At 61.3% G+C, this 17,151-nt stretch carries 10 protein-coding genes; 6 read left to right on the top strand and 4 right to left on the bottom strand.

Annotation, left to right across the window (positions count from 1 at the left end):
• Nucleotides 1-3: 3 nt before the first annotated feature.
• Both P5540_04305 and P5540_04300 read right to left on the bottom strand, forming a co-directional pair.
• A complete protein-coding gene (locus P5540_04305) occupies nt 4-2,904 on the bottom strand; it encodes a carboxypeptidase-like regulatory domain-containing protein (GenBank protein HRT64027.1) in 2,901 nt (966 codons plus the stop codon).
• 65 nt (nt 2,905-2,969) lie between these two features.
• Nucleotides 2,970-4,076: an aldo/keto reductase gene (locus tag P5540_04300; GenBank protein HRT64026.1), complete on the bottom strand. Its 1,107-nt coding sequence runs from the start codon at nt 4,074-4,076 to the stop codon at nt 2,970-2,972.
• Nucleotides 4,077-4,288: 212 nt separating this feature from the next.
• Between P5540_04300 and P5540_04295 the strand changes: the two genes are divergently transcribed.
• Entirely contained in the window at nt 4,289-6,748 is a 2,460-nt protein-coding gene (locus P5540_04295; protein ID HRT64025.1) for an alpha-galactosidase, read from the top strand.
• 42 nt (nt 6,749-6,790) lie between these two features.
• Here the strand turns inward: P5540_04295 and P5540_04290 are convergent, their stop codons facing one another.
• Nucleotides 6,791-7,486 carry a PRC-barrel domain-containing protein gene (locus P5540_04290; protein ID HRT64024.1) on the bottom strand — a complete coding sequence of 232 codons (696 nt, stop codon included), beginning with the start codon at nt 7,484-7,486 and terminating at the stop codon, nt 6,791-6,793.
• A 404-nt stretch (nt 7,487-7,890) separates the two neighbouring features.
• On the opposite strand from P5540_04290, the gene P5540_04285 reads away from it, so the two are divergent.
• Both P5540_04285 and P5540_04280 read left to right on the top strand, forming a co-directional pair.
• Complete coding sequence (locus tag P5540_04285) at nt 7,891-9,573, top strand: alpha-L-fucosidase (GenBank protein HRT64023.1); 1,683 nt, start codon at nt 7,891-7,893, stop codon at nt 9,571-9,573.
• Nucleotides 9,574-9,997: 424 nt separating this feature from the next.
• Nucleotides 9,998-10,192 carry a hypothetical protein gene (locus tag P5540_04280; protein HRT64022.1) on the top strand — a complete coding sequence of 65 codons (195 nt, stop codon included), beginning with the start codon at nt 9,998-10,000 and terminating at the stop codon, nt 10,190-10,192.
• A gap of 27 nt (nt 10,193-10,219) precedes the next feature.
• Here P5540_04280 and P5540_04275 read toward each other — a convergent pair whose 3' ends face one another.
• Complete coding sequence (locus P5540_04275; protein HRT64021.1) at nt 10,220-11,965, bottom strand: VWA domain-containing protein; 1,746 nt, start codon at nt 11,963-11,965, stop codon at nt 10,220-10,222.
• A gap of 133 nt (nt 11,966-12,098) precedes the next feature.
• Between P5540_04275 and amrS the strand changes: the two genes are divergently transcribed.
• The 3 genes from amrS (at nt 12,099) to P5540_04260 (ending at nt 17,136) form a co-directional block, all read left to right on the top strand.
• Nucleotides 12,099-13,229: an AmmeMemoRadiSam system radical SAM enzyme gene (gene amrS, locus P5540_04270; protein ID HRT64020.1), complete on the top strand. Its 1,131-nt coding sequence runs from the start codon at nt 12,099-12,101 to the stop codon at nt 13,227-13,229.
• 37 nt (nt 13,230-13,266) lie between these two features.
• Complete coding sequence (locus P5540_04265; GenBank protein ID HRT64019.1) at nt 13,267-15,951, top strand: glycosyl hydrolase; 2,685 nt, start codon at nt 13,267-13,269, stop codon at nt 15,949-15,951.
• Between the two features lie 165 nt (nt 15,952-16,116).
• Nucleotides 16,117-17,136, top strand: a complete 1,020-nt coding sequence (locus P5540_04260) for a M28 family peptidase (GenBank protein HRT64018.1) — start codon at nt 16,117-16,119, stop codon at nt 17,134-17,136.
• Nucleotides 17,137-17,151 lie beyond the last annotated feature (15 nt).

Raw genomic sequence — 17,151 nt, 5'->3', positions numbered from 1 at the left:
CCTTCATTGCGGCGCGCCCTGTGCCCGTTCCGGATTGGCGATCTCGACATTCATGTTCACGACTTGCCCGTCGGCGATGTCCACCATGCCGTGGAACACCTGGCGCATGTTGCCCAGCATGACCTCGCCGAGATTGCTCATGAACACGTCGAGTTGGTACTGGCCTCCGACGAGATTGTCAATGCGGAAATAGCCGTTCGACGCGACCGGCGCCATGCCCATCACATATTGCCACGGACCGGCCTGATCCTGGAACCATGCCAGTGGATTCGCGACGTTGAGCGAGACGGGCGGCGCGCCGGGTTGCTGGAGAATCGCATACCCCAGGTAGCCGCCGGGCGGCGGGGGCACGCAGCGGCCTTCGAGCGCGGTATTCGTGGGTTCGCCGAAATTGAAGACCGTGGGTTGTCCTTCCACGATTTCAATCCTCCCGTGAAGCGGCGAGAAGAACCCCATGATGGGGCCGCCTGCCGAAAGCGACATGGCCGTCCCAAGATAGATGCCGGCGGGCAGCCGCTCAAAACGGTACCGGCCCTGGGCGTCGGTCGAGGTAATCTCCGACACGCCGTTGCCGGCGACGCCGACAAACGCACCCGGTTCGAGGTAACCGTTGAATTGAACGGTGCCCTGAAGCGCGTTGCCGTAGCCCAGCGCGATCGTGACACCGGTGATTTGTTGTCCTTCGGCCAGCGCGATGGGAGGCGTTTGCGCCTGGGCGTATCCTTCCAGCCGGGCATGAATCTGATAGGTGTCCGCCGCAAGGTTGGTGAATGCGAACGATCCGTCCGCGCCGACCTGCATGCCGTTGCCCGGGCCGCCTCCCTCCATGCCGGGCAACATGCCCGCCACGGGATTCGCGGTCGAACCGGTCCACACAAGGGCGCCTTGCGGACTCTTCCCGTCGGGCGTCGAAACGCGGCCCTCGATACGCCCGCCCGCTTCGCGCAGGTAGAGGGTGATATGGCCGACATGTTGGCCCGGCGCGACCGACACAAACTCGCGCCCAGGAGTCAGCCCCGCCGCGCGGGCTTCAACCGTGTAGTCGCCTCCCCCGACGGTAATGCTGAATGAACCCTGCGGGTCGTTGAACGAACCGCCCGATGCGCCGTCGAGCATCATGCCGATGGTGCGGCCGCCGCCGATATTCGCCGCGGATGCGCGGACCGAGTACCCGCCCGTGGGCGGTTTTCCCGTTTCGCGCACCAGCACGGTCCCGGAAATGACCGACGCGGATTGCATGACGATATCGGTCGGCTCGTCGAGTTTGACGGCGGTGACGTTTTGCGACTGGTATCCGGCCTTTTGCGCCGTGAGCATGAGGAAGCCTTCGGGCACCTTGTCGAACCGGTACGCGCCGTTGGCGTCCGTTTCGGTGTTGCTGCCGCCCGCGCTCATGTCGGCTTGGCCGACCATGGCCAATTCGATGCGCACGCCGGACAGGGCCGCGCCCGATGTATCCGTGACGGTTCCGTACACGGTGGATTTTCCGCTTTCGACGGGCGTGAGGGCGATGCGCACGCCGCGGATGTCGTTTGTGCCGTCCGGATAGACGGGCTCGCCGATGGCCGCGAATTTGTAGCCTTCCTTTCGCGCCATGATCTGATATTCGCCGATGGGCAAATTGGGAATGGTGAAACTGCCATCCTCGCCCGACGTCGCGTTGCGCAGCGCCTGGGGCGAATCGAGCGGGGAAAAGAACCGGCCATAGGCGGGTATGCAGACCACTTCCGCTTCGGGAATCGGCGAGTTGTCCGTGTCCACGACGTATCCATACACGTTGCTGCCGGGACTGACGTGCATGTCTATCCGCACCGTCCGCTGTGTTCCCGACAGCATGAACGGCGCGCTCAACTGGGGGGCGCATTCGCGGGGCATGGCCATGACGCGCCATTCCTTGTTGAGCGGCACACCGGAAAGTTCGTAATAGCCGTTCGCGTCGGCGCGCCCGGCGACCGGCGGCGCCTGGCGGATGCCCGCATCGGCGATTTGCGAGATCATGCTGGCCGATGAACACAGCACCATGTCGGCCGGCAGCGGTTTGCGATCGCGGGTCGTCACATAGCCCCAGACCTGACCGGCCGCATCCACCATGAAATCCACCCCGGTTACTTCCTGGGTTTCGGTCCGTATGGATGCGTTGCGCATGGGAACCATTCCTGTAATCATGTAGGGGGAACGGGACACATCCAGGCGCACTTCGTACTCGCCCGGCAGCAGGCCGGAAAGCGTGTAGCGCCCCTGGGGATCCGTTCGCGCCGACGAATGGGCCCTGCCGTTCGTGAAAACGTGGACGCCCACCGCCGGCGTGCCCGAACCGCGTTCCGTTACGCGGCCCGAAATGCTGGCCCCGCGCGACAGGCTGAAATCCGCGCGCGCAATTTGGTCTTCCGACAGATCTACCTTTTGACGGGCCGTGAGAAAGCCGTTGAAGGCGGCCTCGACGAAATACGTGCCCTTGATCTCGACGCGCAGCGCATAATGGCCGTCCTTGTCCGCATAGGCCCGCGCCTTCGCACGTTGTTCGGGATCGTCCTGCGCCGTCAAGATGCACGAAACCAGGGCGCGATTGACGGGTTTTCCGGTTCCGGCCTCGGTGACGCGCCCTTCCAAAATGCAGCGACCTTCCTGTTTTTCCTCGATGGTGTTCGAGGCGGGTTCCACCGGTTTCGGCGGGTCCCGCCGGGATCTGGGCACAAGACTTGACGGCGCATCCGGCGGAAAATCCGTTTCGGGCCGCTCCGGCTTGGGTTGAAAGGCGATGGTGGATGCAGGCGGCGCTTCCGGTTTTCGCGGTGCAAAAAACAGCGCCAACACGACCCCGGCCGCCATTATCGCAAAGAGTCCCGCGAGAATGGCGAACGTGTTGCCGCCGCGCCGCCGTGCCGTTCCGCGGCCCTTTACCACGAGAATGTCCTCCGTGCAGTCGAAACTCGAACTTCGCTTATCCTACCAGAATCGCGATGCCGGCGTTACGCGCCGAAACGTTGCCGTGCATAGGCCATGTCCTCGCGGATGGCCAGTTTCTGCGTGCATTTTTCCTCGCACGCGCCGCATTCGGTGCATGCGTCTGCGCCGGTTGCCTGTCGGCGGTACCGTTCGCGCGCCGACGCCGTGAAACCCCAATACCGATCGTCCATCACGCAGGCCATGATCTCCGGAATCGCGATGCCGGCCGGACAGGGCAGGCAGTATTCGCATCCGGTGCACAGCCGGCTTGCGCCCTCCGACACCTCCGCCATGTATTCGTGAATGCGGCGAAGTTGATCCCCGGAAAACGGTCCCGCTTCGGCGGAGGCAATCGAATCGCGAATGTCGGAGGCTTTGCCCACGCCCGAAAGAATCGTGTCCACGTTTGGATTCGACATGAGGTACCGAATGGCAAGATCGGGAACGGACGCCGCGCCGATTTCTTCCGCCAGCCGCGCCAGCACCGGGCTGGGTTCGGCAAGGCGTCCCCCTCCGACGGGATTCATGACCAGTGTACCGATTCCGAGCCGGTGCGCGGCGGCGATGGCCGGCGCATACCGCGTTTGCAGGATGTTGTACGTGAACAGGATGATTTCGCACCAGTCCGCCTCGGGCAAGTACGAAACAAGACTCTCCGGCTCGTCGTGTGTCGTGAAGCCGGCATGGCCGACGATTCCCTCGTCCATGGCCTTGCGGATCCCGTCGAGCATGCCGCCCCGCCGCGTTACCTGGTTGAATTGTTCGCGGCTGTTGATGCTCCATATCTGGTAGAAATCCAGGTAATCAACATCGAGCCGTTTCATCTGCTCGTCCATGCGCCGCCGGACGCAGTCCGCGGACGTATCGTCGCTTTTTTCTATCGGCATCCCCCATGGCGACCACTTCGTCGAGAGAATGACTTTCTCGCGGTAACCGTCTTTCAAGGCCCGCGCCAGTTTCAATTCGCAGTCCTCGTAGCCGCGGCTGGCGTCAATATAGACCATGCCCGCGTCAATGGCTTTCCGAATCAGCGCCGCCGCCTCGTCGAAATCCGCCGGCAGCCGCATCGGACCCAGGTTCACGCGGGGTATCCGAAACCCGCTGCGTTTTCCAAAATCGCGCAACTCCATATCGCTTTTTCCAAATCGCCCATTGTTTTCGCGCACATACCGCCGTTTACTGCCGTCCAAAATAACGTGAAGGCGCCGAGTTTGCAACCACGCGGGCGTTTGTCCATTGGAAGATCCCATGCGGCATGTGTTCCAATAGTTTCGTCGTTTGCCGCCCATGCGCGCCGCGCGCGGAAGCGGCGAACCCCGCAATTCGGAAGGTGGCAGGAACCATGGCTGGGATTTTGATGACGGTGGTCGCGCAAATGGCATGCGGGGCGGCGCCCACGCCCGCGGAATTGGATGAGGCGCGGCGCTGGGTGGCCGCGAAATTCGAGGGAATCCAAGTGGCGCCGGAACCCGCGGCGGGCATCGTCGTGTTCGCGAACAACGATCCCGTCCAGCCCAACGCGCGCCACGGCCGCCCCATGCGCATCGCCGGCGTCGAATACACCCGCGGTTTGTACTGCCATGCCGTGAGCCGTCTTCTGGTGCGGCTGCCGGGGCCGGGCGCCCGGTTCGACGCCATCGCGGGCATGGATTCGAACGAGCAGACCAGCGGCGGACGCGGCAGTGTCGTCTTCCACGTGCGCGTGGGTGAAGGCGAAGCGTGGAAATCCGAGGTCATGCGCGAAGGCATGGCGGGCGTGCCCGTGTCGGTGGAACTGAACGGCGCAAGGGACTTTCATCTCGACATTGACGATGCGGGCGACGGCATCAGCTGCGATCAGGCCGACTGGGCCGAAGCGCGCGTCACGTTGGCCGACGGAACTGTGCTGTGGCTGGGCGATTTGCCGCTGGAAGGACCGGCGCGCATGCCGTATTCGACCGATCCGTTCATCTCGTTCACCTATGGCGGCCGCCCTTCGTCGGAGTTTCTTTCCTCGTGGAAATTCGAACGGTCTTCGCGCAAACTCGATGAAAACCGAACGGAATACACGCTGTCGTACACGGATCCGGACACGGGTCTCGTCGCGCGGTGCATCGGTATCGTCTACGACGACTTTCCAACGGTCGAATGGACATTGCGCTTCGCGAACACCGGTGCGAAAGACACGCCCATCATCGAAAACATCCGCGCCCTGGATACGGTTTTCGATCGGGGCGCAATGGGCGAGTATGTATTGCACTACCACAAAGGGGACAATTGCACCGCCGACAGTTTCGAGCCGCAAGAGACAACCCTCGGCCCGAAAACGGAAAAGACGATCGCCAACACCGGCGGGCGTCCGACGCAGATCGCGTTCCCCTATTTCAACATTTCCGCCGGCAACGAGGGGCTGATTTTCGTGTTGAGTTGGGCCGGACAATGGGACGCGGCGTTCGCGCGCGACGAAGGCGTCCGCTTGTCGCTGAAAGCGGGGCAGGAGCGCACGCATTTCACGCTGCATCCGGGCGAGGAGGTCCGGCAGCCCATGGTTGTCCTCCAGTTCTGGAAAGGCCACCGCCTGCACGCCCAGAACGTATGGCGCGCATGGATGCTTGCGCACAACCTGCCCCGGCCCGGCGGAAAACGGCCGCCCGTGCCGCATCTCGCCGCGTGCAGTTCGCATCAGTACGGCGAAATGATCCACGCGAACAGCGACACCCAGAAATTTTTCGTGGACAAATACCTCGAACGCGGCCTCATGCTCGATTACTGGTGGATGGACGCCGGTTGGTACTGGAACAAGACAGGGTGGCCCAACACCGGCACATGGGAAGTAGACACAAACCGCTTTCCCGGCGGCCTGCGCCCGATTTCGGATCACGCCCACGCGAAAGGCGTCAAAATCATCGTGTGGTTCGAGCCGGAACGCGTGACGGCGGGCACGTGGCTCGCGGACAACCATCCGGAATGGATCCTCGGCGGCAAGGACGGCGGCCTGCTCAATCTCGGCAACCCCGAAGCCCGCGAATGGCTCACGAACCACGTGGACAAACTTCTGACGGAGCAGGGCATTGACCTGTACCGGCAGGATTTCAACATGGACCCGCTCGACTTCTGGCGAAAGAACGATGCCGAAGATCGGCAGGGCATCACCGAAATTCGCCACGTCGAGGGTTATTTCCAGTATTGGGACGAACTCCGGCGGCGGCATCCGAACATGCTCATTGACTCGTGCGCGAGCGGCGGACGCCGCAACGATCTCGAAACGCTGCGGCGCGCCGTCCCGCTGCTGCGCAGCGACTACATCATGGAGCCCACCGGCAACCAGTGCCACTCATGGGCGCTTCCGCTCTGGTTCCCCTTCTACGGCACGGGATCGTCGAAGACCGACACCTACCTCATCCGCAGCACGCTGTGTCCCCATTACATCGCCTGTTGGGACCAACGCGACGACGCGATCGATTGGGCCAACATCAAGCGTATCGTGGATCAATGGAAGGCCTTTGCACCCAATTATTACGGCGACTACTATCCGCTGACCGAATACTCGTTGCGCAACGATCAATGGATCGCGTGGCAATTCCATCGCGCCGGCGAAAACGAGGGCATGGCGCAGGTCTTCCGGCGCGAGAACAGCCCCTACGAAACCGCGCGCCTGCCGCTCCACGGACTCGATGCGGACAAGACCTATGCCGTGACGGATCTCGACAGGCCCGATGCCCCCATGACTCTCACCGGCAGGGAACTCCTGGAAAAGGGTCTGCCGGTCACCATCGAGCGCAGACCCGGCGAAGGGTTTTTCGTCTATCGCGAAAAAAAATGAGGCGGAAACGGCCGGATTCGGAACGAAAAATGTTCTTCCGGATCAGGCGTGTTGAAGGGTGCGGGCGTAATGCGCCTTGAGGCGTTCCTCCAGCGTGTCGTCGTCGGCTAAAAACGGATTATGGACCGGCGCGGAGACAAGGCCCGCCCGGTCTATTTCGAGGCAAATGACGCGGCGCTCGCAAACGATCGAACGGATGCATTCGGTCAAGATGATCGCCTGTTCTTGTCGGCCCATCTCGACAGCGAGCGCCCGCACGCGCCACGTGCCGTCATCCACGAACAGATCGGCCAGCCGGGCGGCATGGCCATCCAGGGTGTCAATCTGGTATCCCAGCAGGTGCTTGAAACTTTGCCGGTTGGATCCGGGCCGGCGATGAGGCGCCGGTTCCGGTTCCGGCATGCCGCTGAGGGGAGTCCAATGTGATACCCATGCCGAATATTCCCGCATCTGTTCCTCGATTTGTTTGTAAATGGGCGGATCGGCGGAAATGAGCGGCGAATGCCCGATTTCGGTGCGGGTTAGGTTCACGCATAGGGCCATATCCCGCCATTCGACATGGACAATCTTGTCAGCCGAAATAAGGACATTGCGCCATGGGTAGCGGAAGCCCAAGCCCACGACCACGTATTTCAGCGCGCCGGTATCGCTGTCGAAGTGAAAATCCCGGACCTTTCCACAAGAACCATCCGTTGATTCAATGCGGAAACCCAGCGTTGCTTTCAAACTTCTCAACATTGTGTCCGATCCTTTCGTTTTTGCCTGTGCGCAGGCGTGCCCATTTCACATGCTTTTCTTCCAAATTGGTTAGAGCACTGATCCTTACAGCAAGAAAAGGGCCAAGATTGATCGCAAAGATAATCGTGTCGTAAAAGTTACATAAATTGCTTTTGTGAAATAAGTTATGAATTGAATTCCATCCCGTGTTCCGTAGCGCCCTGATCCTTTCTGCGTCCGTCCGTTACGGGAGGACGCAACAGAACACACGGAAAACCGCAACTTTCTCTGTTGCCCCGGTTTCATGCACAGGGCGGTCGGGAACAATCCGGGGCGGATCGGGCAGGTGGTTTCTTCGTCTTTGTTGACACGGCATGCGCAACGCGCTACCGTGGAGCGGCAAGGCAACCGAGGAGGGTCAAGGCATGCGGATGTGGCTGGGTTTGATTTTGATGACGGCGTTTGCCGCGATGGCGCTAAATGGCGGCGCTGTTGCGGAGGATCGGCAGCCGGATCGAATGCAATGGTGGCGCGAGGCGCGGTTTGGCCTGTTCATCCATTGGGGCCCGGTCAGCCTCAAGGGCACGGAGATCGGGTGGTCGCGGGGGGGCGAGCGGCGCGGCACGGGCGGCGCGCCGGGGCAAATTCCCGTGGAGGTGTATGACAACCTGTACAAAGAGTTCAATCCGGTCGAATTCAACGCGAGGGAATGGGTGGAAATCGCGAAACAGGCCGGAATGAAGTATCTTGTGTTCACGACGCGGCATCACGACGGATTTTCAATGTTCGACACGGCGTTGTCGGACTACAAAATCACGAATTCGCCGTTCAAGCGCGACGTGGTGGCCGAATTGGCGCAGGCGTGCCATGAGGCCGGGTTGCGCCTCGGTTTTTATTATTCGCCGCCGGATTGGCATCACCCCGACTACCGCACGGAAAACCATGCGCGATTTCTCGAATACCTGCACGGGCAAGTGCGCGAGTTGTGCACGAATTACGGCCGGCTCGACATCTTCTGGTTCGACGGGCTGGGCGGAACCGTCAAGGATTGGGATTCCGAAAAACTTGTTGCGATGATTCGCCGGTTGCAGCCGGACATCATCGTGAACAATCGCGCGGGACTTCCCGAAGATCACGACACGCCCGAACAGACCGTCGGCACGTTTCAGCGTTCGCGGCCCTGGGAAACCTGCATGACCATCGGCGATCAGTGGGCGTGGAAACCCAACGACCGCGTGAAATCGCTCAAGCAGTGCCTCGACGTACTTGTCCGCTGCGCGGGCGGCGACGGCAACCTGCTGTTCAACGTCGGCCCGATGCCGGACGGGCGCATCGAGGGGCGGATGGTCTCGCGCTTGGCTGAAATGGGCGCATGGCTGAAACAATACGGCGAGACCATTTATGGAACGCGCGGCGGGCCGTTCAAGCCCGGCATGTGGGGCGCGAGCACCTGCAAGGGCGATAAGGTTTACGTCCATATCCTCGACTGGAAGGCCGTGGATTCGTCATGGCGGTTGCCGAAAATAGATGCGCGAATCAAGGAGGCGTCCATGTTGACGGGTGGAAACGTCAAGGTCCGCCGGACGCCCAAGGGGATTCGACTCGACATTCCCGAAACGGCTCGGCAGGATCTGGACACGATCGTCGTGTTGACGCTCGATCGTCCCGCGTTCGACGTGCCGCCTGTCGCGGCCGTTGATCCGAAATCGAAGGCGATCGGCCCGTCCGCCTCGAACGTGTTTCAAAACATGCCGGAATATGCGGCGGCCATGGCCTTCGACGACGACCCCGGCTCGCGTTGGGCCACCGACGGAGGCACGCACAAGGCATGGCTTGCCGTTCGCCTGAAGAAGCCCGCGACGTTCGCGGGGGTGCACATACGCGAGGCCTGCGGATCGCGCGTCCAATCCTTCGCCATCGAATACATGAAAAACGGCACATGGATTTCCTGCTACCAGGGCAAGACCATCGGCGAGGATTTTCGCGCCGCCTTCGCGCCCGTGAAGGCACGGGAATTCCGTCTCAATATCCTCAAAGCCACTGAAGGGCCCACCCTGTTCGACTTCCGGCTCCTGCCCCAGGAAAAACGTTCTTCCGGAGGGCGGTAAGGGGAAAACGTGCATTCAGCGGTTATAATCGAAGGAGCTCCGTTCAACGAAAGAGATACGAGTTGTCATGAGACCTTGGGTCTCCCCTGTGGGGGATGAAATGGAATTCTCTTGAATAATCGCGCAAGCGATTGAAGATGTCGTAACTCCTTGTTTCGATCACGATTACACGCACGAGCACGCGCACGAACAGAGTGGCGGTCGGATGTATTTTAGGGAAAAGGGACGAAAAGGACCTCAAGAACAGTAAAACAATGGAGAAAGTCCTTTGAGTCGTTTGCGGCCTTCATGTTTTTCCCCTCGACGCTTTTCCCGATCGTCAATGGGCCGACGATCGGCGATTTGACCGGTGGTAAAAAGCCGGGGTAAGATTTACACAATTCAGATTACAGGGATGGGATCTACAGCCAAGAGAGGGAAAGACATGAAGCACATCGGCAGTATCTCGAAGTTTCCAGTGGCGGCCTCGGAGACATCGGACGGCGTGGACATCGGGGGCATCATTTCGGGTGCGGGCAAGGCGATCGGTTCCATCATCTTCGCGACGGCCTTGGGTTCCGCCGTCAAGACGGCCGCCGGCTTTTTGGAGACGCTTGTTCCGGACGACACGACCCGTTGAGGTAGCGCCTCTTCCTCGCCGGTTTTTTCACGAACCGGGGGGCGTGTTGGTCCAGCCGTCTATCGAAAACGCCTGGCCGCCGGTGTAGAACGAATTGTCCACGTACAGGATTTGGAACGGATCCACGTCCTCGTCAATCAGCGTGTTGAAGTCGAACCGCAGGATAGGCCCGAATGCGGCGAAGGGAAGTTGTGTGTCCGTCAAACCGGGCGAGGGGCTTTCGAGCACGACCCACACGCCGGGCAGGACGCCGTCATGCTCGATGGACTGGGTCCATGAGGCACAAAGGCCGCCATCCGGCGCCTCCACCTTCTGCACGGTGAACGCGTAGGGGCTTTCGATGTAAAAACGCAGTTTCCAAATATACCGGCACACGTAACTCGCGCGAAGAAAAATGGTCGTTCGATTGCCGCTTTTCGAGGGCACTGTGCGCAGGCGGCCCCGGAGTTCATCGCTGGCGTAGTCGGCGACGGCGTAGGCGTAGGGCGATTCATACGATGCCGTCCGGTTTGCGATGGTCAGATAGAACGAGGGGAAGAATTTCACGTCCGACCGCTTCAGCGTCGCCCAGCGAAGCGTGTAGCGCGCGTCGAAGTCGTTCACGATCTGGCGGAAGGCCGTTTCGAGTTGGACGGCGTTTTCGGCGGCATAGAAAGCGCCGTTTGTCTGCGAGGCGACCGATTGCAGCACGCCCGTGTTGGGATTTTTTCCGTAGCCGATGGCGTAGATGCGCACGCCGCGTTCACGCGCGATTTCAACGGCTTCCTCCTTGGTGTGAAAACTCGACGTGTCGAATCCGTCCGACAGGAAAACGACGTCGCGTATTTCGTCGTTCTGGTTTTCGGGCGCGAATTCCTCGACCGCGGAATACACGGCGTCCCAGCAGCGCGAGATGCCCGAATAGGGATACACGAATTGCAGCCAGATGCCCTTGATCCGGTTTGAGACAAAGTCCTTGTCGGCGGTCAGTTCGCACACCTTTTCCGGTTCGGTCTCGCGATGAAATTCGTAGACGCCGACGCGCGCATCGGCGTTCAGCGCGGGCAGAAAGACATTTCTCGCCCCGGCTTCCATTGTTTGAATGGCGTCCGAAACGCCATCCTCGTTGAGGTCGCCGTTTGCGGCAATGGATGCCATGCTCGCCGAATAATCGAGCACCAGAAAACAATTGGCCTGCTTGCTCGATGCTTTCGCGAAACGGGGAGGGCTTTCGTCGGCCACGATGGGGGCGTTGCTTTCCCGGCACGACACCTTGAATTGGGCCGGTTCGCCGATGACGGGCTGTTTGAAGCGATCATGCAGTGAAAACGTGAAATCGAGCAGGTACGGGGCCGAATAAGCGTAGGTCAGGCCGGCCACATTCAGATCGCTTCCCGTTACGCCTTGGGTGCCGTCCGAATAGAGGGAAACCGTCACTTGAACGGGGGCCACGCCCGGCGCGGTGATGTTGAGGCGGCCCTGGTACGTTCCGGCGGCCAATCCCTGGCGCGTGACGGCGACCGTGATGACACGTTTGTCCGCAGGTCCGGTGCTGGTGGCCGTGGCGGGCGTGCAATACATCCAGGGAACGTCGGGCTTGACGGTGAACGTGACCGAGTTCAACGCGCCGTTGTTCCAGACCTCGAAATTCCAAGATTGCTGGCTTTTTCCAAAATCGTAAGAAAGATTGGAAACGGCGATGGCATTAGTGGGGGAAGGACACCCCGCCAGCCACACCGGCAACATGGCCGCCAACGCCAGACCCGCCAGCCTCGCGCTTCGCGATACTCGCATAATCGTCTCCCTCGACCGCCCACGACAACAGGCGGACAGACCCCATTCGTGTTTCGACTCCCGCAGCATGCCGCAATCCAGCCGCAATGTCAACATGGCTTGATCCCGTCAAGTTTACCCGCGAGAGGCCGGGATGTTACGCAAAGGGCTGGCGCGCGGTTCCGGATTGGGTTATCATGGGGCCGGAGATCGCGGAATGTCCGAGGAATTGCGCCAGATTCTTTTTTCGCACAGCATGCCAGCGGCGCCGGATCTGGTCCGGCGCGAGGACGACGGCGCGTTGCGTTGTCTCGCCTGCGGCAACCGGTGCCGCGTGATGGACGGAGACAGCGGCATTTGCCGGGTCCGGATGAATTGCCGCGGCGAACTTCGCGTGCCGGGCGGATACGTCGCCGGCCTGAATGTGGATCCCATCGAAAAAAAACCTTTTTATCACGTCTTCCCCGGGCAAACCGCTCTGTCGTTCGGTATGCTGGGATGCAACCTCCATTGTTCGTTCTGCCAGAATTGGATTTCGAGCCAGGCCTTGAAGGATGCCCAATCGGGCGGCTCAATTCGTCCCGTCACCGCGCAACGGCTGGCGGACATGGCCGTCGAGGCCGGCGCTCCCGTCATGGTCAGCACCTACAACGAGCCGCTGATAACCGCCGACTGGGCGCGCGAGGTGTTCGAAAAGGCCTGCGAGCGGGGCATCGTCTGCGGGTTTGTGAGCAACGGGTACGCGACGCCCGAGGTCATTGCGTTTCTGCGTCCGGTCATGAAACTGTACAAGGTGGATCTTAAATGTTTCAGCGAATCGGGCTACCGGGAACTGGGCGGCAGGCTCAAGACGGTTCTTGAAACGATAGGCCTTCTTCGTGAATTGGACTATTGGGTCGAGGTGGTTACGCTTGTCGTGCCCGGCTTCAACGACGATTCCGAACAGTTGGCCGGCATGGCAAGGACGTTGGCCGCGCTGGATCCCTGCATTCCGTGGCACGTCACGGCCTTTCACCGCGATTACCGCCGCACGCAGGGGCGCGACACGAATGCGGGCGACCTCCGGCGCGCCTACGACGCGGGCAAGGAGGCCGGTCTTCGTTACGTGTACGCGGGCAATCTTCCCGGCCGCATGGCCGGTGCGGAAAACACCTATTGCCCGCAATGCGGCGCGCTGCTTGTCGAGCGATGCGGTTTCCATGTTCGCGTGAACCGTCTGACCGACGGGGCCTGCCCCCTGTGCCGGCACGCCATTCCGGGCGTATGGAAATCCGTCGGAACCTGACGAACGACGAAACGAACGTAACCCATGGGAGCGGAACATGATTATGACGTTGCTGTTTGGACTGCTGGGCGCCGCCCGGTCCTTCGAGGATCGCTTTGCGAATCCGCCCGCCGAATCGCGGATACTGCCCATCGTTCATACCCTTCCCGACGAACCGGAAAAACAGGACGAGTTGTTCGACCGTCTGCTTACAAAAGGGTGCGGCGGCATTACCACAAACGTCAGTTTCAGCGGCGGATATGTCGAAAGCGAGGATCGCTGGAAGGCGTTTCTGCGGGCCGTGCCCGAAGCCCGGCGGCGCGGCATGAGCCTATGGCTGTACGACGAAAAGGGATATCCCTCCGGCAATGCAGGCGGCATCACCTTGCGCGATCACCCGGAATGGGAGGCGCGCGGATTGCTCGCGGTCCAAGCGCGTTGCGGCGAGGGACACGCGGTCCTCAATCTGCCCCCGGGCCGTCTTGTGCATGCCATGGCGTATCCCGTCCGCGAGGGCCGCATGGACGACAGCGGCATCAATCTTTCCGGGCTTGCCGCAAACGGGTCCATAACCTGGAAGGCGCCCGCCGGCAATTGGTTTCTGCTGGCCGTCACCGAATGCCGGCTGTACGAGGGAACCCACGCCGAATTGAGTCTTGCGGATCGATTGCCGTACATCAACCTGCTGATGCCGGAACCGACAAAGCGGTTCATTGAAGTCACGCACCAGCGCTATGCGGACCGGCTTGGCGCGGATTTGGGCCGATACTTCGTTTCGACGTTCACCGACGAGCCGTCGTTGATGAGCATGTTCCTGAAAAAACAGCCCTTCATGCCGCTTCCGTGGTCGCCGAACCTGCCCGGCGAATTCCTTGCGCGGCGGGGCTATGCGTTGGAACCGGCTGTGCCGAAACTGATAGCCGATATTGGACCGGACACGGCTAAAACGCGCCACGATTTCTGGCGGACCGTGGGCGAATTGGTGGCGGAAAATTTCTTCGGTCAGATTCAGGCATGGTGCCGGGCGCATGACGTGCTTTCCGGCGGGCATCTGCTCATGGAAGAAGACATTTTGACCCATGTGCCGCTGTACGGCGATTTCTACCGGTGTCTGTGCCGGCTGGACGCGCCTTCGATGGACTGCCTGACCAGCATTCCGCATGAAGCGCCGTGGTATGTCGCGCGGCTGATTGGCAGCGTGGCGGACCTCCACGGACGGGAAGTCACCATGAGCGAAACGTCCGACCATTGCCAGTGCTATCGCCCGAAGGGTGACGAACGGCCCGTCTATCAGGTGACGGAAGACGAGATTCGCGGAACCTGCAACCGCCTCATCATGAACGGCATCACGACCATCACGAGTTATTACCGGTTCGCCGGCTTGTCCGACGAACAACTCGCGCGCCTCAACGAATGGGTGGGGCGATGTTGCACGGCGCTGAAAGGCGGGCGGCAGGTCGCGGATGTCGCCCTTGTCTATCCGGTCGAGAGTCTGTGGCCGCGTTTTACCCCGTCGCGCGAATGGGTCAGGGATGCGTCCGCCGCTGCGCATCAGATCGCGGACGCGTACCGGCTGGCCTGCAATCAACTGTACGAGACGCGGCGCGATTTCACCATCCTCGACGGACAAGCCCTCGCGGAAGCGCGTGTGCGCGGGGGGCGCCTCGAACTGGGCGGCATGGCATGGCGGATAATCGTGTTGCCCGGCGTGGACACGCTTCCGCTCGATGCGTGGCGCAATCTTGAACGGTTCTGGCGGGAAGGCGGCGTCATCGTGGCAATCGGCGCGCTGCCCGCCAACAGCGACTCGGCGTTTCCGTCGGACGAGGTGGGGGCGATCCGGACCGCGATATTCGGCAACGGCGCCAGCGGGCGGTATTGCGAGAACAATCGGGCGGGCGTTGGGCTTTACTTGTCCTACGGCGCCCAGCGGCTCCTTTCGTCGGCGCTGAACGCATTCATCGGACGCGATGTGGCCTACCCGGAGGGATCGCCGTTGCCCGCGACGCACCGGCGCATCGGCGGCCGCGAAGTCTTCTTTGTCGTCAACGACTCCGCCCAGCCATGGCGCGGCGCCGTGTCGTTCGCCGCCAAAGGCGCGGGCGAACAGTGGGATCCCGCAACCGGGCGCATGACCGCGGTGGGCGGTCCCAAGGAAATACCGCTCGAACTTGGCCCATTCGGCGGCATGATCTTTCGGTTTCGCAAGGCGGCGCCGCCGGAGCGGACGCATCTTGAAACCGACGAAGTGACCGGGCGTTCGGAAGCGCTGCCGGAAGTTCCGCCCATTGTCCTGCGCGGGGCGCACGTGCGGGAAAACGTTGACGTAAACGGCCAAACGGCAACGGCTGTCGCCGTATTGGAAAAATCCGGCACGAACAGTTTTCTGTTTCTCGAATATGCCTACCCCGAACCACAGGACCTCCGCGGAAAACGGTTCGTCACGATGAACCTTTCGATTCCCGGACGCCAGGAGGCATCTACCCCGGTTCTCGTCGTCGCGGCGGATGCCGACGGACGGGAATATTTCATCGAATCCGGCGTGCGGCTCGGCACGGCCGGCGAAGCGGCCTGCATCCTGCCGTTGTTCAAATTCGAGCGGGCCGGCTGGCGAGAGAACCAGCCCGAAGGCCCGCTGAATCTCGCGAAAATCCGCGCCATTCGCGTGGGATGGGGCGGCCATTACGGTCAACAGGGCGATACGCTTGCTTTTACGGTCACAGCCCCCGCCCTTATTCCATGAAAACGCCAAAAAAATACGACCGCGGGAATGGGAAGACCCCGGATGATCGCATGGACGCGCCGCACTCGAGGGACCCACAAAAGTATTGTGTCCCCCTCGTCCACGATGTCCATTTCATCCGCGGTAAAAGTGACTTTTCCTGCACGCTCTTAGTACCATGAGGCCATGGAAAAGAAAACAGGGCAGAAACGGCGTGGACGGTACAGCCAGCGCGCCGTTCAACGGATTGCGGTAATCGTTTCGGTTGCGGTGGTTCTGTTGGCCGCCGCCTTAGTGGCCGCAGCGATAGTCTGGAGCAACCGGGCCGCGCCGTTGGCCGACGCAAAGGCGCCGGAACGGGCCAGCCCGTTCGACGGCAGGCGGGCCTATGCGGACGCGCGAAAAATCGTGGGGTTCGGACCGCGCCCGCCGGGTTCGGAGACCTTGGCGCAAACACGGGCATTTATCAGGGATGAACTGGCGAAGGCCGGGGTGCGCGTCCGGGAACAGGCTTTCGAGGCGAATACCCCGATAGGAAAAAAAGCGATGGTGAACCTCGTGGGCGTGGTGGAGGGCACGAAAGACGGCGTCATCGTCCTTGGCAACCATTACGACACGAAGCACTTTTCCGATATCGTGTTTGTGGGCGCGAACGACGGTGGCTCCACCACGGCATGGATGCTTGAAATGGCCCGCGTTCTCGGCGCAAAACGCGAGGGACGCACGGTCTGGCTGTGCTTTTTCGACGGCGAGGAAGCCTTCGGCGAGTGGAGCAGGACGAACAGCCTGTACGGCAGCCGGGCGTTTGTGGACGAGTTGCGCGGCACGGGTGAACTGCCGCAAATCAAGGCGATGATCAACGTGGACATGATAGGCGATTGCGATCTCGGCATCCGGCAGGATCGCGATGCGCCGGACTGGATGACGCAATTGGTCTGGGGCACGGCGCGGCGCATCGGGCACGGGCGATCCTTCCTCGCGTTTGCCCACGCGATAGAAGACGATCACGTGCCGTTCCGGCGCGCGGGCGTGCCCGCCATGAATATAATAGATTTCAACTACGGCGCGACGGCGAAGGAACACGCCGAAACGTGGCATACGGAACGGGACACCCTCGAGCGGATCTGTCCGGAGAGTTTGCAGGCCGTGGGCGACGTGATCTATCATGCTTTGCCCGAAATAGACAGATTTCTCGACAGGCCCTAAGCGGGATTATCCAGG

Source organism: Candidatus Hydrogenedentota bacterium (assembly GCA_035450225.1).
GTDB lineage: Bacteria > Hydrogenedentota > Hydrogenedentia > Hydrogenedentales > SLHB01 > DSVR01.
The sequence above is the reverse complement of the archived record's forward strand: the minus strand, read 5'-3'. Positions and strand labels throughout refer to the sequence as shown.